The sequence below is a fragment of the Halomonas sp. ANAO-440 genome (genome assembly GCF_019915905.1).
GTDB classification, from domain to species: domain Bacteria; phylum Pseudomonadota; class Gammaproteobacteria; order Pseudomonadales; family Halomonadaceae; genus Halomonas; species Halomonas chromatireducens.
The window spans coordinates 184,074-207,901 of the sequence record NZ_JAHXBV010000004.1 but is presented as its reverse complement, the minus strand read 5'-3'; the positions used below and the strand labels follow the sequence as shown (position 1 = coordinate 207,901).

At 64.0% G+C, this 23,828-nt stretch carries 22 protein-coding genes; 16 read left to right on the top strand and 6 right to left on the bottom strand.

The features are described 5' to 3' along the window. The first annotated feature begins 2 nt into the window (after positions 1-2). The 9 genes from hyi (at position 3) to KZO25_RS04180 (ending at position 9,058) form a co-directional block, all read left to right on the top strand. The gene (hyi, locus tag KZO25_RS04220; RefSeq protein ID WP_223135996.1) at positions 3-782 is read left to right on the top strand and encodes a hydroxypyruvate isomerase; all 780 of its coding nucleotides are present in this window, start codon (positions 3-5) and stop codon (positions 780-782) included. Between the two features lie 208 nt (positions 783-990). Then, positions 991-1,875: a 2-hydroxy-3-oxopropionate reductase gene (locus KZO25_RS04215; protein ID WP_223135995.1), complete on the top strand. Its 885-nt coding sequence runs from the start codon at positions 991-993 to the stop codon at positions 1,873-1,875. Between the two features lie 233 nt (positions 1,876-2,108). Further along, positions 2,109-3,428, top strand: a complete 1,320-nt coding sequence (locus KZO25_RS04210) for a glycerate kinase (RefSeq protein WP_223135994.1) — start codon at positions 2,109-2,111, stop codon at positions 3,426-3,428. After that, positions 3,425-4,912, top strand: coding sequence for a pyruvate kinase (pyk, locus tag KZO25_RS04205; protein ID WP_223135993.1), 1,488 nt, complete (start codon positions 3,425-3,427; stop codon positions 4,910-4,912). The genes KZO25_RS04210 and pyk overlap by 4 nt, the downstream gene beginning before the upstream one ends. A 107-nt stretch (positions 4,913-5,019) precedes the next feature. Further along, positions 5,020-5,754 (top strand): GntR family transcriptional regulator, encoded by a 735-nt coding sequence (locus KZO25_RS04200; RefSeq protein ID WP_223135992.1) that lies wholly within the window; start codon positions 5,020-5,022, stop codon positions 5,752-5,754. Between the two features lie 151 nt (positions 5,755-5,905). Further along, complete coding sequence (gene modA, locus KZO25_RS04195; protein ID WP_223135991.1) at positions 5,906-6,715, top strand: molybdate ABC transporter substrate-binding protein; 810 nt, start codon at positions 5,906-5,908, stop codon at positions 6,713-6,715. Then, positions 6,715-7,383, top strand: a complete 669-nt coding sequence (modB, locus tag KZO25_RS04190; RefSeq protein ID WP_223135990.1) for a molybdate ABC transporter permease subunit — start codon at positions 6,715-6,717, stop codon at positions 7,381-7,383. The genes modA and modB overlap by 1 nt, the downstream gene beginning before the upstream one ends. After that, on the top strand, positions 7,376-8,515 hold the full coding sequence (locus KZO25_RS04185; protein WP_223135989.1) for an ABC transporter ATP-binding protein: 1,140 nt from the start codon (positions 7,376-7,378) through the stop codon (positions 8,513-8,515). Before modB ends, KZO25_RS04185 begins: the two co-directional genes overlap by 8 nt. A gap of 9 nt (positions 8,516-8,524) precedes the next feature. After that, positions 8,525-9,058 carry a DUF192 domain-containing protein gene (locus tag KZO25_RS04180; protein ID WP_223135988.1) on the top strand — a complete coding sequence of 178 codons (534 nt, stop codon included), beginning with the start codon at positions 8,525-8,527 and terminating at the stop codon, positions 9,056-9,058. Here KZO25_RS04180 and KZO25_RS04175 read toward each other — a convergent pair. Next, positions 9,044-9,901, bottom strand: coding sequence for a DMT family transporter (locus tag KZO25_RS04175; RefSeq protein WP_223135987.1), 858 nt, complete (start codon positions 9,899-9,901; stop codon positions 9,044-9,046). The two genes, KZO25_RS04180 and KZO25_RS04175, sit on opposite strands and share 15 nt — an antisense overlap. Positions 9,902-10,100: 199 nt before the next feature. Here KZO25_RS04175 and KZO25_RS04170 point away from each other — a divergent pair, with 199 nt between their 5' ends. The 3 genes from KZO25_RS04170 to KZO25_RS04160 are packed head-to-tail and all read left to right on the top strand — an operon-like array spanning position 10,101 to position 12,939. Beyond that, complete coding sequence (locus KZO25_RS04170; RefSeq protein ID WP_223135986.1) at positions 10,101-11,111, top strand: DctP family TRAP transporter solute-binding subunit; 1,011 nt, start codon at positions 10,101-10,103, stop codon at positions 11,109-11,111. 54 nt (positions 11,112-11,165) lie between these two features. After that, complete coding sequence (locus KZO25_RS04165; RefSeq protein WP_066449165.1) at positions 11,166-11,645, top strand: TRAP transporter small permease; 480 nt, start codon at positions 11,166-11,168, stop codon at positions 11,643-11,645. Next, positions 11,635-12,939: a TRAP transporter large permease gene (locus KZO25_RS04160; RefSeq protein ID WP_066449164.1), complete on the top strand. Its 1,305-nt coding sequence runs from the start codon at positions 11,635-11,637 to the stop codon at positions 12,937-12,939. The genes KZO25_RS04165 and KZO25_RS04160 overlap by 11 nt, the downstream gene beginning before the upstream one ends. A 199-nt stretch (positions 12,940-13,138) precedes the next feature. Here the strand turns inward: KZO25_RS04160 and KZO25_RS04155 are convergent, their stop codons facing one another. Continuing rightward, positions 13,139-13,669: a macro domain-containing protein gene (locus tag KZO25_RS04155; RefSeq protein WP_066449153.1), complete on the bottom strand. Its 531-nt coding sequence runs from the start codon at positions 13,667-13,669 to the stop codon at positions 13,139-13,141. 350 nt (positions 13,670-14,019) lie between these two features. Here KZO25_RS04155 and KZO25_RS04150 point away from each other — a divergent pair, with 350 nt between their 5' ends. The 4 genes from KZO25_RS04150 to KZO25_RS04135 all read left to right on the top strand — a co-directional run bounded on the left by KZO25_RS04150 (position 14,020) and on the right by KZO25_RS04135 (position 19,818). Beyond that, positions 14,020-15,408 carry a KamA family radical SAM protein gene (locus KZO25_RS04150; RefSeq protein WP_223135985.1) on the top strand — a complete coding sequence of 463 codons (1,389 nt, stop codon included), beginning with the start codon at positions 14,020-14,022 and terminating at the stop codon, positions 15,406-15,408. 234 nt (positions 15,409-15,642) lie between these two features. After that, entirely contained in the window at positions 15,643-16,623 is a 981-nt protein-coding gene (locus KZO25_RS04145) for a TAXI family TRAP transporter solute-binding subunit (protein ID WP_066449147.1), read from the top strand. A 157-nt stretch (positions 16,624-16,780) separates the two neighbouring features. Continuing rightward, complete coding sequence (locus KZO25_RS04140; RefSeq protein ID WP_223135984.1) at positions 16,781-19,378, top strand: TRAP transporter permease; 2,598 nt, start codon at positions 16,781-16,783, stop codon at positions 19,376-19,378. A gap of 11 nt (positions 19,379-19,389) precedes the next feature. Then, positions 19,390-19,818, top strand: a complete 429-nt coding sequence (locus KZO25_RS04135; protein ID WP_066449142.1) for a universal stress protein — start codon at positions 19,390-19,392, stop codon at positions 19,816-19,818. Positions 19,819-19,919: 101 nt separating this feature from the next. Here the strand turns inward: KZO25_RS04135 and soxZ are convergent, their stop codons facing one another. Genes soxZ through KZO25_RS04115 form a run of 4 tightly spaced genes read right to left on the bottom strand, consistent with a single transcriptional unit; the run spans position 19,920 to position 23,523 of the window. Continuing rightward, positions 19,920-20,738: a thiosulfate oxidation carrier complex protein SoxZ gene (gene soxZ / locus KZO25_RS04130; protein WP_066449140.1), complete on the bottom strand. Its 819-nt coding sequence runs from the start codon at positions 20,736-20,738 to the stop codon at positions 19,920-19,922. 19 nt (positions 20,739-20,757) lie between these two features. Then, positions 20,758-21,783 carry a YeeE/YedE family protein gene (locus KZO25_RS04125; RefSeq protein ID WP_223135983.1) on the bottom strand — a complete coding sequence of 342 codons (1,026 nt, stop codon included), beginning with the start codon at positions 21,781-21,783 and terminating at the stop codon, positions 20,758-20,760. Between the two features lie 46 nt (positions 21,784-21,829). Beyond that, positions 21,830-23,158, bottom strand: a complete 1,329-nt coding sequence (locus tag KZO25_RS04120) for an NAD(P)/FAD-dependent oxidoreductase (RefSeq protein ID WP_066449133.1) — start codon at positions 23,156-23,158, stop codon at positions 21,830-21,832. Between the two features lie 11 nt (positions 23,159-23,169). After that, on the bottom strand, positions 23,170-23,523 hold the full coding sequence (locus KZO25_RS04115; RefSeq protein WP_066449130.1) for a c-type cytochrome: 354 nt from the start codon (positions 23,521-23,523) through the stop codon (positions 23,170-23,172). Between the last annotated feature and the right edge of the window lie 305 nt (positions 23,524-23,828).

The window sequence follows — 23,828 nt, the reverse complement described above, 5'->3', positions numbered from 1 at the left end:
TTATGCCCAAGTTTGCCGCCAATCTCAGCATGCTGTTCACCGAGGAGGCGTTCCTCGATCGCTTCAAGGCCGCCGCCGATGCGGGCTTCAAGGGCGTCGAGTACCTCTTCCCCTATGACTACACGCCGGCCGAGATCAAGTCTCGATTGGACGCCAACGGCCTGACCCAGGTGCTGCACAACCTGCCGGCCGGCGACTGGGCCGCCGGCGAGCGAGGTATTGCCTGCCATCCGGATCGCGTCGAGGAGTTCCGTGCCGGTGTCGACAAGGCTATCGACTACGCCACTGCCCTTGGCTGCAAGCAGGTCAACTGCCTCGCCGGCATCCAGCCCCGGGGCGTAAGCCTGGAGCAGGCGCGTCGCACCCTGGTGGAAAACCTCCGGTATGCAGCGGGAAAGCTCGAGGCCGCCGGTATCCTGCTGCTGGCCGAGCCGATCAACACCCGCGACATCCCCGGCTTTTTCCTCAACCGCACCGAGCAGGCGCTATCGATCTTCGACGAGGTGGGCAGTGCCAACCTGAAGCTGCAGTACGACATCTATCACATGCAGATCATGGAGGGTGACCTGGCGCCGACCATGGAAAAGCACCTGGATCGCATCGCCCACGTGCAGCTGGCCGATAACCCGGGACGGCACGAGCCGGGCACCGGAGAGATCAACTACCCGTTCCTCTTCTCTCACCTCGACCGGTTGGGCTACGACGGCTGGATTGGCTGTGAATACAAGCCGGCCACTACGACAAAAGAAGGGCTGGGTTGGCTCGACCAGGCCCGCGGCTGAAGAGCATTGCAGACCCCTTAACGAGGGGCGCCGGGGGCAGGTCGAAGAGGAGGTCTTTTGCCATGGATGGCAAAAGTAGCGCCCAGGGAGGGGTTCACAGCGCCTCCTCGCAGGCCTGCCGACGGATCAGCCCCGAGTAGCGACGTCACCTGCGACAGCCGCCGGGTAAGGTTGCAAATGACAAAGACAAGCTGAAAGGAGAATCATCATGAGCAAGATCGGTTTCATTGGCCTTGGCATCATGGGCCGCCCCATGGCGGGGCATCTGCTGGACGCCGGCCATACGCTGTCCACCGTCAAGCGCGGCACCCTCGACGCCACCCTGGCCGAGAAGGGCATGCGCGAACTCGACAGCCCCCGCGCCGTGGCCGAGCAGGCCGAGGTGGTCATCACCATGGTGCCGGACACCCCCGACGTGGAAGCGGTACTGTTCGGCGAGAACGGCGTCATCGAGGGCCTGAAGCCGGGGACCCTGGTCATCGACATGAGCTCAATTGCCCCCATTGCCACCCAGGCATTCGCCAAGCGCATTACCGAAGCCGGCGGCGAATACGTGGACGCGCCGGTATCTGGCGGCGAGGGCGGGGCCATCAACGCGGCCCTGACTATCATGGTTGGCGCCACCGAAGAGGGCTTCACCCGCGCCCTGCCGATCCTCGAGGTGATGGGCAAGACGATCACCCATATCGGTGGCCATGGTGCCGGCCAGACCTGCAAGGTGGCCAATCAGATCGTGGTGGCGCTGACCATCGAGGCGGTGGCTGAGGGCCTGCTGTTCGCCTCGAAGGCGGGCGCCGATGTGGCCAAGGTGCGTGAGTCGCTGCTCGGCGGCCTGGCTCAGTCGAAGATCCTCGATGTCCACGGCGAGCGCATGATCAAGCGCACCTTCGATCCGGGCTTCAAGATCAAGCTGCACCAGAAGGACCTCAACCTGGCGCTGGAAGGGGCACGTAGCCTCAACCTGGCGCTCCCGGGCACGGCCAACGCCCAGCAGCTGTTCCAGGCCTGTGCCGCCCAGGGCGGCGCCGACTGGGACCACGCCGGTATCCTGAGAGCGCTCGAGTCGCTGGCCGACCATGAAGTCGGCAGCTGAACGACCTTACCAGGGAAGCATCCACTGGCACGGCAAGCCGTGTGCCCGTCGCGCAGACATGCAGTAGGTGCTTCCCTCCTGATGGGCGTCGGGTCGTCGCCCATCACATGGCCGCCCCTGGTGGCCCTTGACCCGACGGCGGGATCCCCGGCTGGAACCCGCCCGTCGTCGGGCTTTTTTCACTCTGTTTCTGCTGCTACCGTCGAAGCCTATCGCCCGCTGCGAGGTGCCCCATGAATACTGCTCTGCCCCCCTTCGATCCTGCCATGGACGTAGCGGCCTGGTTGCGGCGGCTTGCCGATGTCGCCGTTGCAGCCGTTCACCCGGATACGCTGGTGGCCGACCTGCTGCCCGACCCACCGCCGGGGCGCACCGTGGTGGTCGGTGCCGGCAAGGCCGCCGCTGCCATGGCGGCCGCCCTGGAGCGTGCCTGGCAGGATCGCTGCCCCGAGGCGCCGCTCTCCGGCCTGGTGGTGACCCGCTACGCGCATGGCCTTCAAGGGCTGGACGCCGAGTGCTCGACCATCGAGGTGCTCGAGGCGTCGCACCCGATGCCCGACGACCTGGGCGAGAAGGCGGCCCGGCGCATGCTCGAGGCGGTCGAGGGACTCACCGAGAATGATCGCGTCATCGCACTGATCTCAGGTGGTGGCTCGGCTTTGATGACGCTGCCGGCACAGGGCATTTCCCTGGCCGAGAAGCAGGCCATCAACCATGCACTGCTGCGCTGTGGTGCGCCGATCAGCCAGATCAATACCGTGCGACGCCACCTCTCCGCGATCAAGGGTGGTCGCCTGGCGGCGGCCGCGCATCCGGCCCAGGTGGTGACCTGGCTGATTTCCGACGTGCCGGGGGACGAGGCGTCGCTGATCGCCTCCGGGCCGACCCTGCCCGACAGCTCGACGCCGGCGGATGCCCTGGCGGTGCTCGAGCAGTATGCCATCGCCATTCCCGACAGCGTGCGCCGCCACCTGCAGGAGAGTCGTGACGCCCCCTCGCCACAGGATGACGCTTTCGTCCGCGACGACAGTGTGATGCTGGCTCGAGCCAACGACGCCCTGGATGCAGCCAGACAGGCCGCCGAGGCCGCCGGTGTCACGGTGAGCGTGCTGGGGGACGACCTGGAAGGCGAAGCTCGCGAGCTGGGCCGGGGCCAGGCGCGCCTGGCGCTGGATGCGGCCGCCGAGAGCGGTGGGCCACGGCTGATCCTCTCCGGTGGCGAGACCAGTGTCACGGTCAAGGGAGACGGCCGGGGAGGGCGTAACGTGGAGTATCTGCTGGGGCTCTTCGAAGCCCTTGAAGGCGCCCGGGGCATCCATGCACTGGCCATCGACACCGATGGCATCGACGGCTCTGAGGACAACGCCGGTGCGCTGTTCGGTCCCGGCGACTGGGTCCGCGCCAGGGAGCTCGGCCTCGATCCCGCCGAGTACTTGTTGCGCAACGACGCGTATACTTTCTTTCAGGCGCTGGATCGGCTTATCGTTACCGGGCCGACTCGAACCAACGTCAACGACTTCCGTGCCATTCTGGTCTTGCCGAGGACATCATGACGCTTCCCCCCCATGCCCCCATCCATGACCCCATTCGTCGCACCAAGATCGTCGCCACCCTGGGTCCGGCCAGCGACCGCGACGGCGTGCTGGAAGCGATGATCGAGGCCGGCGTCGACGTGGTGCGCCTCAACTTCTCCCACGGTTCGCCCGACGACCACCGGCGCCGCCTCGAGCGGGTGCGCGAGATCGCCGCCCGCCTGGGCCGGGCCGTGGCCGCCCTGGGCGACCTGCAGGGCCCCAAGATCCGCATCGCCCGCTTCAAGGATGGGCCGGTAACGCTCGAGGAGGGGCAGTCCTTCCTGCTCGACATGGCGCTGGATGCCGATGCCGGTGACGTGACCCGAGTCGGCTGCGACTACAAGACCCTGGCCGATGACGTCGCCCCCGGCGACCGCCTGCTGCTCGACGACGGCCGGCTGGTGCTGCATGTGAACCGGGTGGCCGACCACCTGATCCACACCAGCGTGGTGGTGGGCGGCAAGCTCTCCAACAACAAGGGCATCAACAAGGAGGGCGGCGGCCTCTCGGCCCCGGCGCTCACCGACAAGGACCGCGCCGACCTCAACACCGCCATCGACATCGGCGTCGACTACCTGGCGGTCTCGTTCCCCCGCAGTGCCGCCGACATGCAGGAAGCGCGGGCGCTGTTGGGCGAGACGGGGAAAGAGATCGGCCTGGTGGCCAAGCTCGAACGCGCCGAGGCGGTGGCCGACGCGGCGACGCTCGACGGCATCATCGAGGCCTCCGAGGCGGTGATGGTGGCCCGCGGCGACCTGGGGGTGGAGATTGGCGACGCCGAGCTGATCGGCATGCAGAAGCGCATCATCAAGCGCGCCCGCACCCTGAACCGGGCGGTGATCACGGCAACCCAGATGATGGAGTCGATGATCACCTCGCCGCTGCCCACCCGGGCCGAGGTGTTCGACGTGGCCAACGCAGTGCTCGACGGCACCGATGCGGTGATGCTCTCCGCCGAGACCGCCGCCGGGGACTTCCCGGTGGAGACCATCGCGGCGATCAACCGCGTCTGCCTCGGCGCCGAGCGCGAGAGGATCGCCCAGGAGTCCGGTCACCGCATCCACGAGGGCTTCTCGCGGATCGACGAGACCATCGCCCTGTCGGCGATGTACGCCGCCAACCACCTCACCGGCGTGGCGGCCATCGCCTGCATGACCTCCACCGGCTACACGCCGCTGATCGCCTCGCGCATCCGCTCGGGCCTGCCCATCGTCGGCCTGGCCCACAGCCCGGTGGCCCAGCGGCGCATGGCGCTCTACCGCGGCGTGGTCTCGCTGCCCTTCGACACCAGCGAGATGGCGCCCACCGAACTCAATGAGCGAGCGCTGGCGCTGCTGGTCGAGCAGGGCATTGCGCTGCCCGGGGACCACGTGATCCTGACCCGGGGCGATCACATGAACGCCCATGGTGGCACCAACACGCTGAAGATTCTCGACGTGAACGAACAGCACCAGAGCAGGTGATGGCCCTTAGGCTGATTCTTTGTATACAGAATTATCGTTTTGTGTGGTCAGCCTGAAGGAAACATGCGAAGGTATTCTCATGACGCAGACGGGAGAGAGAGCGCATCATGAGCAGTATCTGGCAGGAGGAGATTGCCGCGGAGACGCGCGCAGGCGGGCGCATCAGCGACCGCTTCATCGTCGACAAGGTGCGCAAGGCGGTGCTGACCCAGCGCCTGCCGCCGGGTACGCGCCTGCCGGAAGTGGCCCTGGGCGACATCTTCGGCGTCAGCCGCTCGGTGGTGCGCAAGGCCCTGACACGGCTGGCCGCCGACTACGTGGTCACCCAGCAGCCCAATCAGGTGGCACGGGTCAGGGCGCCCAGCATCGAAGAGACCCGCGAAACCTTCGCCGCCCGCCGGCTGGTGGAAGGGGAGGTGGCCGCACTGTTGGCGGGTCGGCTCGATGACGAGCAACTGGCGACCGTTGCTTCCCTGGTCGAGCGCGAGGCCGAAGCCTACGCGTGTGGCGACGAACCGGCTCGAATCGAGCACTCCCTGGCCATTCACCACCTCCTGGCTGAGCGCTCCCCCAACCGGGTGCTGGGTGCCATGCTCACCGATCTCATCCTGCGCACTTCCATCGTCATCGCGCTTTACAAGCGTGCCGGCCTGGCCAGCTGCTACCTGGCCGAGGATCACCCGGCACTGCTGGCACACTTGCGGACCGGCGACGGCGAGGCGGCCCGGCGCTGCATAGACGATCATCTCCAGGCGCTCGAGAACCTGCTCGACCTCAGCACCCGGGAGACACGGATCGATCTCATGGCCATTCTCGGTCAGCGGGAGGGAGTCACCGAATAGGATTCCTCTGGGCTCGGCGTCGGCAGTGACCGGCGCTGGCCAAGGCTTGCGCCGGATCATGCCGGCGGCAAGATGATGGCCGGCCGGCTTTACCGGTCATGTCTTCCTGACTGACAATGCCGACACTCCACGGGGCAATCGGTAGCTTGCGATGCACACACTCCTGCGCTGGGGGCTGGCCGCCTGGCTGGTCTTCTCCTTCTCTCCGGCCCAGGCCGGCGTGCCCACGGTTGCCGCTGCCTCGGATCTTCAATTTGCCCTTGCCGAAGCCGCCCGGCGCTTCGAGGCCGATACCGGCCAGCGGCTGCGGCTCAACTTCGGCTCTTCGGGTAACTTCCGCCGCCAGATCGCCCAGGGGGCGCCGTTCGAGCTCTACCTGTCGGCCGATGAGGCCTACGTGCATGCGCTGCATGCGGAAGGGCATACCGAGGATGCCGGCGTGGTCTACGCCATCGGGCGGCTGGCCTGGCTACAGCGGGCCGGGCGCAATGACCTGCCGAGCAGCGACGACCCGCTGGCCGCGGTACGCGAGGCCCTGGCGATGCACGCCCAGGGCGAGGGGCGGCCGCGCATCGCACTGGCCAACCCCGACCACGCCCCCTATGGCGTGGCGGCCAGGCAAGCGCTGGAGCATGCCGGACTGTGGGCGGACAGTGCTGCCCTGCGGATACTCGGCGAGAACGTGTCCCAGGCGGCCCAGTTCGCCCTCTCCGACGACGCCCGTGGCGGGCTGGTGGCCTGGTCCCTGGCATTGGCCCCCGAGCTCGCCGAGCGCAGCGACTTCGTGTTGATTCCCGAGGAGTGGCATGAACCGCTGGTACAGCGCATGGCGCTGGTAGAGGGGGCCGGCGATACCGCCCGGGCCTTCTATCACTGGCTCCAGCAGGACGAGGGACGTGCTATTCTCGCCGACTACGGCTTTCGTCTCCCCGAGGACGATGTCGATACCGAGGCGCCCTGATGGACTGGATGGCCCTCTCTGTCTCCCTGCGCCTGGCGCTGATGACCTGCCTGCTGTTGATCCCGGTGGGGCTGTGGCTGGGCCGCACCCTGGCCCGGGCGCGCTTTCGCGGCAAGTCGCTGTGCGAGGCGCTGGTGGCGCTGCCGCTGGTCATGCCGCCCACGGTGCTAGGCTTTTACCTGATGATGAGCTTCGGCCGCGACGCCCCATTCGGCGCCTTCTGGCATCGCTTGACCGGCGAGGGGCTGAACTTCACCTTCACGGGAATCCTGCTGGCCTCACTGGTGGCCAGCCTGCCCTTTGCCGTGCAGCCGATCCAGCGCGCCTTCGAAGCGATACCCGCCAACCTGAGCGAGGCGGCCTGGTGCAGCGGGCTGTCTCCCTGGCAGACCTTCCTGCGTATCGAGCTCCCGCTGGTGTGGCCCGGCGTGATCTCTGCCCTGGCGCTGACCTTCGCCCATACCCTGGGCGAGTTCGGCGTGATTCTGATGGTGGGCGGCGCCATCGACGGCGAGACCCGCACTCTGTCCATCGCCATCTACGATCGGGTTCAGGCCTTCGACGAGACCGGCGCAGGCATCATGTCGGCCATGCTGCTGCTGGTGTCGTTCCTGACCATCGGTGTGGTCTACGGGCTGGCGGGGCGGCGGAGGTGGCGTCATGCCTGATTGGCCCGGCAGTTCCCCGGCCTCGCCAGGGGGGGGCAGGCTGACGGTATCGCTGCACCAGGCCGGGCCGATTCCCTTGGCCGCCGAATTCGCCTGTGAACCGGGAGAGCTGCTGGCGCTGGTAGGCCCCTCCGGCAGCGGCAAGACGACCCTGCTGCGTGCCATTGCCGGCCTTTACCGGCCGGCAGAAGGGCGCATCGACTGCGGTGGCGAGACCTGGCTGGATACCTCCCCGGGCATTGTCCGCCGGCCCCAGGCGCGTCGGGTGGGTGTCGTCTTTCAGGACTATGCGCTCTTCCCCCACCTGAGTGCCCGTGACAACGTCAAGGTGGCGCTGGGCCATCTCGAGCCCGGCCGGCGCAGCGCCTGTGCCGACGAGTGGCTGGGCCGGATGCGCCTGGAAGGGCTGGCCGGGCGCTATCCGTCCCAGCTTTCCGGTGGCCAGCGCCAGCGGGTGGCGTTGGCCCGGGCGTTGGCGCGCGAGCCCCGGGCGCTGTTGCTGGATGAGCCCTTCTCGGCGGTGGACCAGGTGACACGGCGTCGCCTGCAGCGTGAGCTGGCCCTGCTGCGCGAGCAGATCCATATTCCGATCCTGCTGGTGACCCATGACCTGGACGAGGCGGTGGCACTGGCGGACCGGATCTGCGTGCTTCACGGTGGCCGCACGCTACAGACTGATGTTCCCGAGAGACTGTTTCGCCACCCGGTCAGTGCCGAGGTGGCGCGTCTGCTGGATAGGCATAACATCTTCGAAGGCCGAGTCGTGGAAGCCGGTGGCCAGCGGCGGCTGCAGTGGGGGCCATGGTTGCTGCAGGTGGGCAATGGGCTGGAGGCTTTCGCTATCAATCAGCGGGTCGCTTGGTACCTGCCAGATTCCGATGTGGTGCTGCACCGTCGCGACCGCCCATCGCGTGGAGACAGGGAGAATCCGGTGACTGGGCATGTTGGTGAAATGGTTGTGCTGGGTGGGGTGACGTCCCTTACGCTGGTATTCGACCACGGCCCCGAGACATTGCGCTTCGATATTGCCACTCATGCGGCCCGGCGCAATGGGCTGGCCCGTGGCGAACGGGTGCGGGTGTCCCTGCTCGCCGGAGGGATTCACCTGCTGCCCCGAAACCCTAATGAGTGAGGAAATGCGATGAGACCACTTCAATGGTCGGCGCTCTCGATTCGCACGAGCCTGCTGTTGCTTCTGCTGGTAGCGGCGGCCATGCTGGCCTGGCGCTGGCCAGCCGTGGCCGAGTCGACGACGCTGGAGCGCCAGCCTGTGCGGATCGTGGCCGACGGCGAGGTCTTTCGGCTCGAGGTGGAGATGGCGCGAACAGCGGACGAGCGCCGCACCGGACTGATGGACCGTGACTCGCTGGCGCCCGAGGCGGGCATGCTGTTTCTTTATGAACGGATTCAGCCCCCACAGAGCGGCTTCTGGATGTATCGCACCCGTATACCGCTGGACATCGCCTTCATCGACGCCCGGGGCCGTATTGCAACGATACATACCATGGAACCCTGTTTATCGGATAATCCCCGGGAGTGCCCGGCGACACTGGCCGGTGCCCCCTATCAGGCTGCGCTGGAGGTGAATGCCGGTTATTTCGCCGAGCATGGCATCGAAGCGGGCGCCTGCGTGGTCTGGCCCGGCCGCACGAGTGGCTGCTCAGCGGCCGACTAAGGCGCGAAAGCGAATCACGATCAGCGCCACGCCGGCGATGACCATGGCCCCACCGATGGCGATATGGGTATTGAGCTGCTCCCCCAGCAGCACGATCCCCAGCACCACCGCCCCCGCCGGCACCAGCAGGCTAAGCGGCGCCAGTCGGCTGACTGCGTGGCGGCGTAACAGGCCATACCAGAGACCATAGGCGACGATCGACGACATCACGGCGGTATAGAACACCGCTCCCCAGCCGAATAGCCCCGCCTGGCTGATGGCCTCCATCTGCCCGCTCTCGAACCACCAGGAACCCAGCCCCACCTGCGGAATGGCGAAAAGCGCGACCCAGCCCGCCAGCGCCATGGGAGCGATATTGGGGCCTTTCTTGATCAACAGCTGCGAGATCGCCCAGCCCAGCGCACTGAGCAGCAGCAGCGCCATGGGCAGCGGCGAGGGCAGGCTGGGGCCGCCGGCGAGTATCATCACGCCGCCGAATGACAGCACCAGTCCTACTATGCGCTTGGCGCTCAGGCGTTCGCCCAGGAAGATCACGGCCAGCAGGGTGGCGAAGGGCGTTCCCATCTGCACCAGCAGCGCCCCGGTACCCGCTTCGGCCTGGCCCAGCCCGATGAACAGCAGGGCGAAATGGAGCGTGCCGAAGGTCACAGAAAGCAGCAGCAGGAAGGGAAGTTGGTGCCGGGCAACCGGGTGGAAGGGCACCAGCAGGCTGGCAACGAGAATAAAACGCAGGGTGGTCAACAGCAGTGGTGGGAGTTCCGCGACCCCCAGCTTGATGACGATGATGTTCAGGGCCCAGATGGTGACGATCACCAGGCCCAGCAGTAGATCGCGAAGCGGCAAGAGCGGGATTCCTTGAAGAATTCGACCTGGCGAGGTTGGTAGCGACAGGTCCGGTGGTCGCGTTATGCCAATGACGGTCTATCATTCAACGCGGGACTTCGTAGAATATTGAAGCGTAACATGTCCCGGATTGTACCAACCCAGAACGATAATCGCGGCCGGTCTTCTCTGAACCGGCCCTTTGCTGCAAGGACACGTCATGACATCCGCTAGTCGACTCACTCGCTTCGCCGCGGCCCTGGCCGGTGCCGCCGTGCTGGCCACCTCGCTCTCGGCACAGGCCCGCGAACTCTCCGTCTCCACCGTGCTGTCCGATGCCTTCCCCTGGGGGCAGGCTGCCGAAAAATGGGCTGAACTGGTGGAGGAGCGTACCGAGGGTCGCCTGACCCTGCGCGTCTACCCCAACTCCCAGCTGGTGGCCGGTGACCAGACCCGCGAGTTCTCCGCCATGCGCTCGGGGCTGATCGACATGGCCGTGGGTTCGACCATCAACTGGTCGCCACAGGTCCCTGAACTCAATCTCTTCTCCCTGCCTTTCTTCATGCCCGACGAGGCGGCGGTGGATGCCGTGACCGGCGGCGAGGCCGGTGAAATGATCTTCGAGGCCATCGAGTCCCGCGGCGTGGTGCCGCTCGCCTGGGGTGAGAACGGTTTCCGCCAGGTCTCCAACTCCCGCGGTCCGATCAGCGAGCCAGGCGATCTCGACGGCCTGAAGATCCGCGTGGTGGGCTCGCCCCTCTTCCAGGATACCTTCAACGCGCTCGGTGCCGATCCTACCCAGATGAGCTGGACCGACGCTCAGCCGGCGTTGACCACGGGGGCCGTGGATGGTCAGGAGAACCCCCTTTCGGTATTCGACGTGGCTCGGATCGACCAGGTCGGCCAGGAGTACCTGACGCTGTGGAACTACATGAACGACCCGCTGATCTTTGCCGTCAACCAGCGGATCTGGGATTCGCTGGACGAAGAGGACCAGGAAATCCTGCGTGAAACCGCCATCGAGGCCGGTGAGTGGGAGATCGCCATGACCCGTGAGGAGGAGAGCGAGCGTCTTGCCGCCATCCAGGAGCGCGGGGTTGAGGTGACCGAACTGACCGAGGAGCAGCATCGCGCCTTCGTCAATGCCACCGCCAGCGTCCACGACAAGTGGGTCCCGCGGATCGGCAAGGAGCTGGTCGAAGCGGCCCGTGCGGCCATCGAGGCGCGCTGATCCCGGCTAGGACCGGCCCCTTCACGGTGCCGGTCCGCTCTTCGCGAGGCTTGCATGAAATTCTCTCCCGATGCCCGGCCGGAACGCTGGCTGGGCTCCCTGGCGCTGGCGGTCATCTCGCTGATCAGCCTGGGTAATGTCATCACGCGCTACGTCACAGGTGGTTCCCTGGCTTTCACCGAGGAGTTCTCGGTGTTTCTGCTGGTGGTGCTGACCTTCGCGGGGGCCTCGGTGGCACTGCGGCGTAACGGCCATATTCGTATCGGTCTGCTGGAGCGTGCCTTGCCGGCAGGTCCGCGCAAGGCGCTGATCCTCTTCCAGTGGCTATGTGGCGCCCTCGTGCTGGGGCTGATCACCTGGTTCGGCGGCAAGCTGACCTGGGAAGAGTATCAGTGGCAGTCGCTGTCGCCAGGTCTCGGCCTGCCGCAGTGGTGGTATCTGGCCTGGCTGCCGCTGCTGTCGGCGGCCATGCTGGTGCGCCTGACGCAGCAGACCCGTGATCGCCTGAGCGGGAGGCTCGCGGATGAGCCCTGACCTGTGGATGATCCTGGCCTTTGCCGGACTGTTGATCGCCGGCGTGCCGGTGGCTTTCTCGCTGGCGCTGGCCGGTGCCGTTGGCATCATGGCCGGGCTTTCCCCCGAGATGCTGGCCACCCTTGGCACCAACACCTACAACAGCATCGCCAAGTATCCGCTGATCGCCATCCCGCTGTTCATCATGACGGGATTGATCTTCGAACGCGCCGGTGTGGCGCTGAGGCTGGTACGCTTCGCCCAGGCGCTGATCGGGCCCCGCCACGGTGGGCTGGCGCTGGTGGCGGTGCTGGTCTGCATGATCATGGGGGGAATGAGCGGCTCTGGTCCGGCGGACGCCGCCGCCGTGGCCATGGTGATGCTCCCCAGCATGACCAAGGCGGGCTATCCCAAGCCCTTTTCGGCAACGCTGATCGCGGCGTCGGCTTCCACGGCCATCCTGATTCCGCCCTCCGTGGCGCTGATTCTCTACTCCATCGTTGTGCCGGGTGTCGACCTGCGTGCACTGTTTGCCGCCGGCCTGTTCCCCGGCATCCTGGCCGGGCTGGCGCTGCTGGTACCGGCGCTGCTGGTATCGAAGCGCTATGGTTGGGAGGGGGGCGCGCCGGTGGAAGGCGCCGAGCCGCCGAAGATCGGGGAGAGCTTCAAGCAGGCACTGCCGGCGCTGTTCGCCCCGGTGCTCATTCTTGGCGGCCTGCGTTCGGGATTGTTCACCCCCACCGAGGCCGCCGTGGTGGCCGTGGCCTACGGCGCCCTGGTTGGGCTGTTCCTCACCCGTGAGCTCCGGCTGCGCGACCTCTGGACGCTGCTCGGCGAGGCAGCGGTGATCTCGGGTGTGGTGATGCTGATCATCGCCCTGGCCGGGATCTTTGCCTGGGCCGGCACCATGCTGGGCACCTTCCGTCATCTGGCGGAGTGGATCATCGGCCTTTCCGACAGCGGCGTACTGCTGCTGATCCTGATCATGCTGGCGGTGCTGGTGGCCGGCATGCTGCTCGATGCCATCTCCATCTATCTCATCATGATGCCGATCCTCATCCCGGTAATGCAGCACTTTGGCTGGAATCCAGTGTGGTTCGGCATCCTGCTGGCGATGAACATCGCCATCGGACAGTTCACACCGCCGGTGGCGGTCAACCTGATGGTGACAACCAATATCGCCAAGATCCGCCTGGAGCAGACGGTGGGCTGGGCGCTGCTGTTCGTGCTGGCCATGGCCAGCGCCCTGGCGCTGGTAGCGATCTTTCCCCAGATCGCCCTCTGGTTGCCCGGTGTGCTGGGCTACAACGTCTAGGAGCCTGTCGGACTTAACGCTGACCTACTGCGAGATCCGGTCTTTCGGCCAATTTCATTCGATCTGATTCGTTAATAGCGGGCTATTCGCCTCATCAGATCGATAAACTTGTTTCGAAATCCAAATCTCTCGTGACGATCGGTCAAATCTGACAGGCTCCAGGCTGGATTCCGATCGTCATGCATCGCGGAGTAGCTATCTAGGCCTCGTTGAATGAAGCCAGCGTACGCTGATACAGCTCGCTGGTTGCTGTGTCGAACAGCACGAAGCGAACGCGTTCGATCCGGGGGAACTCGGGCAGATGCTGGATCACGGTGGATAGGGCGATGCGAGCGGCTTCGGTGGTCGGATAGCGGAAGGCGCCGGTCGAAATCGATGGAAAGGCGATGGAATCCACCTCCTCCCATTGAGCGAGCCGCAGCGCATTGTAGTAACAGGCGGCAAGCAGCTCATCGGCGGGAGAGTCGACGCCATAGACAGGCCCAAGGCAGTGGATCACATATTGGTTGGGCAGTTCGAAGGCGTCGGTAATCACTGCCTGCCCCGGTGCAATGGGCGCCAGCGGCCGGCACGCCTTGTCCAGCTCTGGGCCGGCGGCACGATGCAGGGCCCCGGCGACACCCCCTCCAGGGCGCAATTCGGCATTGGCGGCGTTCACCACGATGCCAATATCCTCTTGCAGAACGATATTGCCTTGCAGGCATTCCACGCGGGCTGACGAAATCATCATCGCTCTCCTGGCCATAATTCTGTCAGTTTGGAGGCTATGTGCAGGCTGATTCAAGCTTACTGGCTGGAATGGAAGGTCTTGAGGTGATGGCGCTGTGCCTGCAACGACTTGTTGGGCGCTTGGTAGGTGTCCTCATCGGTGCGGGCTTGATAAGAACGGATCGTTGCATTTTATGCCATTTGGCGTGACATTCGTTGCAAATAGAAGCAAAAGCTTGCAACTTGCCTGCCTAGACGGTACCAATGTGCTCCCAAAAAAAGCCACGGCTCGCGACCTTGGGTCGGCGATACGGCGTGCTTGCGCCGCAGGGCAGGTTTCGCGGCCATGGCCCACGACAATAGGAGGAGACTATGAACCAGCGAGTCAAGATCGATCTCGGCGACCCGCGTGCAGAAGCGTTCGAGGCCCGTCAGTTCAAGGTTTATACCCATCGACAGCTGGACAAGATCGAGGCGATCCAGAGTCTGCCTGAAAACCTGCGTTTCGACATGCGGGTTGTCAGCCAGGTGCTGCCGTTTCGCGTCAACGAGTACGTCATCGATGAACTGATCGACTGGACCAATGTCCCCGAGGACCCGGTCTTTCAGCTCACCTTCCCCCAGCGTGGGATGCTCAAGCCGGAACACTTCGACGAGGTGGCCGAGCTGGTTCGTCGTGGTGCCGATGCGGCAGAGCTGAAGCCGGTCATCGAGCGAGTGCGTGGCGAACTCAATCCGCACCCGGCGGGGCAGATGGACCTCAACCTGCCGCTGCTCGACGGTGAGCCGCTGCCTGGCATGCAGCACAAGTATCGCGAGACGGTGCTTTTCTTCCCCAGCCAGGGCCAGGTATGTCACAGCTACTGCACCTTCTGCTTCCGCTGGGCGCAGTTCGTCGGCGACAAGGAGCTCAAGTTCGCCTCCAGCGAGGCGGGTTCGCTGCATCGCTACCTGGCCGAGCACACCGAGGTCACCGACCTGCTGATGACCGGCGGCGACCCCATGGTGATGAAGGCCAAGCACCTGCGCCAGTACCTGGAGGGGCTGATGGCGCCGGAGCTGGACCATGTGCAGGACATTCGCATCGGCACCAAGAGCCTGACCTTCTGGCCCTATCGCTTCGTTACCGACCCGGACGCCGAGGATATCCTCGAGCTGTTCCGCGAGTTGACCGCCGCCGGCAAGCATGTCGCCTTCATGGCGCACTTCAACCACTGGAAGGAGATGGATACACCCATCTGCCGCGAGGCGATCCGGCGTATCCGTGCCACCGGTGCCGAGATTCGCACCCAGGCGCCGCTGCTCAAACACATCAACGACGATGCCGACCAGTGGGCCAGGATGTGGACCACCCAGGTGCGGCTGGGGATGATCCCCTACTACATGTTCGTCGAGCGCGACACCGGCGCCCGCCACTACTTCGAGGTGCCGCTGGTGCGTGCCTGGGAGATCTATCGCGAGGCGATGAAACAGGTGCCGGGCCTGGCGCGCACTGCCCGCGGGCCGTCGATGTCCGCCGATCCGGGTAAGGTGGAGATCCAGGGGGTCACCGAGATCCACGGCGAGAAGGTCTTCGTGCTGCGTTTCATCCAGGGCCGTGACAGCGACTGGGTGCAGCGGCCGTTCTTCGCCAAGTACGACGAGGAAGCAACCTGGCTCAACCATCTGGAGCCTGCGCTGGGCGAGCGCGAGTTCTTCTACGAGGCCGAGTTTACTGCGATGAAAGACGAGAAGCAGGCGCTGATCATGAAGGCATCTTGATACGCATTGGCTGAGCAGCGCTGCAGGGTGCTCGATAGATTGTGTCTGCATAGAAAATTAACGCACACTAAACGTTTATGAGGGCTAACATTAGGAGTGTGCAAAAAGACCCCATCGAGCTGTTGTTTTTCGCTAAAGTAGAGGGGAGCGGCAGAGACCGCTAGCCAGCCAATCGGCTGCCAGGGACCTTGCTTCAGCAATGTCAGCTTGCCAATAACATCAAGAGGTGTGTTCATGAAACGCCATGCATTTTCTGCGGCTGCCTTCTCCGGGGCTCTACTGGGTGCGGCCCTGTTCTCGTCGCCTGCCGTCGCTCAGGATCGCTTCATCACCATCGGCACCGGTGGACAGACCGGGGTCTACTATGTCGTGGGTCAGTCCGTCTGCCGCATGGTCAACCGTGGCAGTGACGAGCACAACATCCGCTGCAATGCCCCGTCTACCGGTGGTTCCGTGGCCAACGTCAACGGCATGAAGTCCGGCGATCTCGATATGGGTGTCGTGCAGTCCGACGTTCAGTATCGCGCCTATCATGGCGAGGCCAATTTCGAATCCGACGGCGCCTGGGACGACATGCGTGCCGTGTTCACCATGCACGGCGAGCCGCTGACCGTGGTCGCACGGGCCGATTCCGGCATCGAGCATTTCAGCGATTTTCCGGGCAAGCGCGTCAATATCGGCAACCCCGGTTCTGGCCAGCGTAATACCATGAACGTGGTGATGGATGTCATGGGCTGGGATACCGATACCTTCTCGCTGGCCTCACAGCTGGATGCTGCCGAGCAGGCCGCGGCGCTCTCCGATAACAATATCGACGCAATGGTCTATGTAGTGGGCCACCCCAATGGCTCCATTCAGGAAGCCACCACCACGATCGATGCGCGCATCATCCCGGTAACCGGTGACGAGATTGATAGCCTCATCGATGACTATCCCTACTACACCCGCTCCGTGATTCCGGGCGGCCTCTATCGGGGCAATGACGAGGATGTCGAGACCTTCGGTGTGGCAGCCACTTTCGTCAGCTCCACAGCCGTAGACGAAGACGTGATCTATGAGACGGTCAAGGCGGTTTTCGAGAACTTCGACCGCTTCAAGCGCCTGCATCCTGCCTTCGAGAACCTCAATGAGGAGGACATGATCTCCGATGGCCTGACTGCACCGCTGCATGACGGTGCGGCTCGCTACTACCGCGAGCGTGGCTGGATTGAGTAAACGACTGACAGAGGGCCTGGCCCTCCGGTGAATGATGCGCGGACACCCGAGGGGGTCCGCGCATCTGTTTCAAGAACGGCTTGATAGAGTTACAGCACCGTGATGACGGTTCAGAAGCAGCGAGCTGCACGTCAATCGACAGTGGATAGGGCAACATATGACTGACGAAAACAATACCTCCCGAGCGTCTGATGCTGACCTTGAGGATATGGTTGCCTCGAGTGATTCAGGCGCGCGCAAGCCGTTAGGGGTGCCGGGAAAGCTGCTGGTCAGCATTGCGGCCGCCTGGTCGCTGTTTCAGCTTTGGATCGCCTCGCCGTTGCCTTACATGTTCCGCTTCGGCGTCTTCAATGCCACTGAGGCGCGCTCCATTCATCTCTCTTTTGCCATCTTCCTGGCGTTCATGGCATACCCGGCATTGAAGCGTTCGCCACGGGATCGTATTCCGATTCAGGATTGGCTGTTCGCTCTGGTGGGTGCATTCTGTGCCGGCTACATCTTCCTCTTCTATGCCGAGCTCTCTGATCGTCCCGGGGCGCCGATTACTCAAGATGTCATTGTTGGCGTGGTGGGGATCCTGATGCTGCTGGAGGCGACACGCCGAGCGCTGGGGCCTCCGCTGATGATCGTGGCCTCGGTCTTTATCCTCTATTCGCTGTTTGGCCCTTATATGCCGGGCATCCTGGCCCACCGTGGCGTTACCTTCCAGAGCCTGGTCAACCACCAGTGGCTGACCACCCAGGGGGTCTTCGGTATCGCTCTGGGGGTATCGACCAGCTTCGTCTTCCTGTTCGTGCTGTTCGGTGCGCTGCTCGACAAGGCCGGTGCCGGCAATTACTTCATCAAGGTGGCATTCTCGCTGCTGGGTCACTACAAGGGCGGCCCGGCCAAGGCGGCGGTAGTGGCATCGGGCATGACCGGGCTGATCTCCGGCTCCTCGATTGCCAATGTGGTCACCACCGGCACCTTCACTATTCCGATGATGAAGCGGGTCGGGTTTTCTCCCGAGAAGGCGGGTGCCGTTGAGGTCTCCTCCTCCGTGAATGGCCAGATCATGCCGCCGGTGATGGGTGCTGCGGCTTTCCTGATGGTGGAGTACGTCGGGATTTCCTATGTCGAGGTCATCAAGCATGCCTTCCTGCCGGCCCTGATCTCCTATATCGCGCTGGTCTATATCGTCCATCTCGAGGCGCTCAAGGCCAATATGCAGGGCCTGCCCACCAGTAATCCGGCGCGACCCTTCCTCAACAAGGTGCTCGGCTTTCTGACCGGCCTGCTCCTGCTGATGGCACTCTCCTTTGCGGTCTATTACGGGTTGGGCTGGCTAAAACCGGTACTCGGTGATGCAACGCCCTGGGTGATAGCCGTTGGCCTGACAGTCGTCTATGTCGTTCTGCTGAAGCTAGGTGCCCGGTATCCCGAGCTGGAGCTCGACGATCCCAGCTCCAAGGTGCTTATTCTTCCCCAGACTCGGCCCACGGTGATGGTCGGGCTGCACTATATCCTGCCGGTGATCGTGCTGGTCTGGTGTCTGATGGTCGAGCGCCTGTCGCCTGGGCTGTCGGCTTTCTGGGCCACGGTGTTCATGATATTCATCATCGTTACCCAGCGTCCGATCATTGCGGTATTCCGCCAGCGCAGCAAGCTTGCCGCGGATATCAAGGAAGGCTTCATGGACCTGTGGGACGGCCTGGTGACCGGTGCCCGCAATATGATTGGTATCGGTATCGCCACCGCGGCAGCGGGGATCATCGTGGGGGCCGTCTCCCAGACCGGCGTCGGTCTGGTGCTGGCCGATGTTGTGGAGATTCTCTCCATGGGCAACCTGATGCTGATCCTGTTGCTGACCGCGGTGCTCAGCCTGATTCTTGGCATGGGGCTGCCCACCACGGCCAACTACATCGTGGTGTCGGCGCTGTTGGCGCCGGTGATCGTGACCCTTGGGCAGCAGAGTGGCCTGATCGTGCCGCTGATCGCCGTGCATCTGTTTGTCTTTTACTTCGGGATCATGGCCGATGTGACGCCACCGGTAGGCCTGGCGTCCTTTGCGGCAGCGGCGGTCTCTGGTGGTGATCCCCTGCGTACCGGTTTTCAGGCCTTCTACTATAGCCTGCGCACCGCGGCCCTGCCGTTCCTGTTCATCTTCAATACCGACCTGCTGCTGATCGATGTCGGCTGGCTACAGGGGATCGTTATCTTTATCATCGCCACCATTGCGATGCTGATCTTTGCCGCCGGGACCCAGGGTTTCATGATCGCCCGTAACCGCTGGTACGAGAGCATCCTGTTGTTGCTGGTGGCATTCACCCTGTTCCGCCCAGGGTTCTGGATGGACAGGATCCACGACCCCTACCAGTCCGTGCCGCCGGCACAGTTTGTCGAGGCATTGGGTGAGGTCGACGACGGCAGCAACCTGCGTGTGCAAATCGCCGGTGAAGATGCCTTCGGCGATCCCTTGACCACCTATATTCTGGTGCCGGTGCCGCGCGGTGAAACGGCCGAGGAGCGCATGCAAGAACTTGGCATGGAGCTCTGGATAGATGGTGATCAGGCCATGGTGGACTTCGTCGAGTTCGGCAGCCTGGCCGCCGACCTGGGCTTCGACTTCGATCAGGAGATCATCGAGGTATCGGCCCCGGTAGATCGTTGGGCGAAAGAGTGGATGTGGATACCGGGCTTCCTGGTATTTGGCCTGGTGGTGCTGCTGCAGCGGCGTCGGCGTAACCAACAGCCGGCTTCGACAGCCACCGCCTGAAGGAGATGATCATGTACAGCAAGATATTGTTGTCGGTGGACCTCAACGAGGAGAGTTCCTGGGTCAAAGCCTTGCCAACGGCGGTCACACTATGTCGGACTTTCGGGGCATCGCTGCATGTGGTGACGGTGCTGCCTGACTACCGCATGCCTCTGGTTGGCTCCTATTTCCCCAAGGACTTCGCCAAGAAAGCGCATGAGGCCATTTCGGATGCGCAGCATACGTTCATCCAGGAGCACGTGCCGGAAGATATCAAGGTGCAGTCGGTGATCATCGATGGTTCTCCCTGGGAGGCCATCGTCAAGACTGCAAAGAAACTCGAGGTGGACCTGATCGTCATGGCGTCCCACAACAAACGCAAGTTTGCCGACTATGTACTCGGTCCCAATGCCGAGCATGTGGTACATCACTCGAAGGTATCGGTGATGATCGTGCGTTGAGCATCGAGGAATCGGTAAGCAGCAAAAGGGAACGCCCCGGCCGTGAAACATCGGCCGGGGCGTTCTGGGTTCTGGAGGCTGGACTCGTTTGTCTCTGGCGGTCAGCCGGCCTGTATAGATGCTTCGTGGGTGGCGGAATTTCCGGTATCGTCCTGCCATTCGAAGAGCGCTTCACCGCTCTCATCGGGGCTGAGATAGAACAGCAGGTAGGGGCTGGCGGAAATCGACTGGTGCAGTTCGGCCTCGAAGGCTGTCTCACCATTCAGGCTCACGGTGAAACGTTCGATGATATGCCGTGGCACGACCTCGCCGTCGGCGCCCTCACGCAAGCCGGTCTCCATGGGGTGGTTGATCAGCGTACGCACCGCCTCGGGCTGGCCCGCGGTGAAACTGGAGGGAACGCTCACCCGAGGGTTGGACAGCGGCTCGGGTTGGTCGCCGCCATTGCGCATCAGACAGCCGCTGACGGTGATGCGGACCTCCCGCGCCGTCGCGAAGCGCTCGCCCTGATGGCTGGTGGCGATGGCGATCACCTGCTGGGTTTCGTTGAGTCTGACTCGGGTGGATATCTCGGGTTTGCCGCTCAGGGGCGTGAGATGGAAGGTGGCGATCTCGGGCGAGGGATTGGCCGTCGCGAAGAGGTCGATGCGTGATATGTAGTCATCGTCAGCGAGCTCACCGTCGAAACCGACCGTGAGCGCAACCGAGGCGCCATCTTCCGAGACATGGGGCAGGTCGAGTACCAGCCCCTGGGTGTTTGGCTCGGCATCACCCAGTACGCTGCGAGCGGCGTCCAGGCGCTGCCAAGGGCCCTCTGCCAGGGCGGGCGTGGCCAGGCCGATAGCGGCAATGGCTGCGACCATACCGCGCAGCAGTCTACGGCGAGCAGCGTCATGATGAGTGGGGCGGGCAGGGCGCATGACTTTCTCCGATAAGCGATCAATTCTTGGACAGTGCCAGAGGACCGACGATCCCCAGTCGCGCACCGGCAACAATACCTGCCAGGGCGGCAAAGGCGGTCAAAGCCAGCGTCGACAGCCCGGACAGGCCCTGGCCGATGGAGCAGCCCAGTGCCATGACCCCACCGATGCCCATCAAGGCGCCGCCCGTCATGCTGCGCAGCATGTGTCCGGGCCCGTCGAAAGCACGCAGCGTAAAGTCGCGCCGCAGCAGTGCCATGGCCAGGGCGCCGACAATCACGCCACCCACAACGCTGACGCCGAAACCGAGCCGGGTGCCAGTGGACAGCATCAGGTACTGCAGCGATTCACCGATGGGGGCGATGAAGGTCAGGCTCGCCAGACGTACGGGTTCGAAGTCGTCATGACCGAGAACGCCGGTTGCGTACCAGCCCGCCGGGACCAGCAGGCCGATGATGAGGCCGCCCAGCCAGTCCCGGGGCGAGGCGCGAAACGTTGCACTGGAGAGCACCCAGGCCAGCAGGATGCCGCCAAGCACCAGTGCCGTGAGCCAGGCCGGGACACCGATGGCTTCTGGCAGGTCACGGGCGGGGAGGGCCAGTGTAGTCATGCTTTCCAGCCAGATCCGCAGCGGTGCCAGGACGCCGGAGAGCGCCATGTAGGCGGCCAGGCCCAGGCATGTCAGGACGATGAAGCTGCGCAGGTTGCCGCTGCCCAGCAGTACCAGTGCCCGGGCCCCGCAGCCGTTGGCCAGGGTCATGCCATAGCCGAACAGGACGCCGCCCAGGGGAATGGCCAGCCAGGAGGGGGCCGGGCTGGCATAGTGGGACGCTCCCAGTGATACCAGGCCGGCAGCAACCAACGCCTGGCTGCCCAGCAGCGCCACCGCCATGGCCAGGACGTAACTGCGCAGCTTGCGAGTGTCGCCGAGAGTCCAGCTATTGGCCAAGCCACGCATCAGGCAGAATCCGGTGGCCTGGCCAGCCGCACCAAAACACAGGCCGATCAGCACAGCTGACCAGACGACCAGTTCGGTATGGCTCATGCAAAGAGTATCCTTGTCCCAATGACGAACAGGTGTCCGGTCACGCTCAGGTAGCCCTGCCTCCGAGGGGAGTGCCCCAGGTGTCCTGGCAGATGGCGTTGTACCATCCCACGGCATACTCTGCTTCCAGGGCGCGGGTGGCGTCGGAAGCATCGGCCGGGCTCAGGCCACCGGCACCCTCCACTTCAGCGATCACCCCATCCTGTACCCGGTAGACACCGGCCACCGAGATGCCGTACTCCGGCCCCACCAGGCTGTAGCAGGTATTGGTCCAGTAGGCCTCAGGTGCCGGGCGCGACTCCAGGGACGCGGCAATGGCAGCTGCCACGACCTTGGCCTGGCCGTTGGCACAGAAACCCGACTTGGGCATCGGCGCCGCCACCGTGGCATCGCCAACCACATAAATGTCAGCGACCTGGCGCGACTCGAAGGTCTCGGCCTTTACCGGCACCCAGCCGGAGTCGTCGGTGACTCCGGCACGCTCGGCGATCCAGCCGGCTTTCTGCGGCGGGATCACATTGAGTACATCGGCGCGATGCACGGTGCCGAACTCGGTCTCGACCTCGAGCCTGTCGGCATCGACCCGGGTTACCCGGCCGTCATTCGATAGCCCCACCCACTCGATGCGGTCGCCGTAGAGTCGCTCCCAGCCGGCGGTGAACAGCCCCTGCTTGGAGAAGTTATCCTTGGCGTCGAGGATCAGTACCTTTGACTTCGGCTTGTACTGTGCCAGATAGTTGGCCACCAGACTGGCACGTTCATAGGGGCCGGGCGGGCAGCGGAAGGGGTTGGCCGGCGCCACCATGACAAAGGTGCCGCCATCGTCCATGGCCTCGAGCTGACTGCGCAGCAGCTCGGTCTGGGTGCCGGCTTTCCAGGCGTGGGGGGCTTTCTCGGCGGCCTCCTCGTCGTAGCCTTCCAGGGCATTCCAGCGCATGTCGATGCCGGGGGAGAGGACGAGGCGATCGTAGTCGAGCTTGCGTCCGGTCGAAAGGGTGACCTGGTGGGCGTCGGCGTCCACGTCCTCGGCCGTGGCATGGATCACACGGACACCGTAACGGTCTTCCAGCTCCGCGTAGCCATGGGCGATGGCGTCCATCTGCCGCAGCCCGCCCAGATGCAGGTTGCTGAACGGGCAGGTATAGAAGGTTTCGTTCGGTTCTATCAGGATCACTTCGATGGCCGGGTTGGCCCGCTTGAGATACTTGGCGGCCGTGGCGCCGCCGAAGCCCCCGCCGACCACCAGGACGCGCCCGGCGTTCTGCCCGCCGATGGCGAAGGGAGCGCTGCCCATCAGTGGCAGCAGGGATGCGGCACCGATACCCTTGATCAGCTGACGGCGGGTCAGGCCGCTACGGTTGTGGCGATGATTCATGTCGCGCCCCCTCATTCTTCCAGCTCGTTATCGGTTTCCAAATCGATGGCGGCAAAGTGTCGAGCGAGAGCCTCAAGCTCGGCATCCGTGAAACCCTTGGCGATCCGGTCCATTACCGTGACCTCATCGACTTGCTCGTGCTTGAAGTCGAGCAGCCGTGAGGTCAGGACCTCGGCGGGACGTCCGGCAATCGATGGTACGCTGCTCGCCAGTCGGCCATCGGTGCCATGGCAGCTGGCGCAACCGCCGGCCATCACCTCGAGCTGGGCGTCGGAGAATGTCTCTTCGGCCTGGGCGGTCAGGGGGAGGCCTACCAACAGCAGGCTCACCAGTGGCAAGGACGCAATAGAGAAAACCCGTTTCATCGTCAGGCTCCTGATCGGAGTTCTTGTCGGAAGTCGTGCCAAACGAGCATATTACTGTGGGCCGGACGCCATCAGAAGGAACGCTTTGGCATTCCGTTATGCCCCCATGAACGACAGGGCTAGGATCTTATGCCTTTTTGTGATTGCTGTAAAAGTCGGGAGCTTTATTCGACAAAATGGGGCTTTACGTTGATTGTCGCGAGGCGCACTCTTGTGCCAGGTCAACTACATTAATGCTGTAGCAAGACAACAAGACGCCTCCCGGTCACCCAACCGGAACGGCGCGCTCTTTCGTCACATGACTT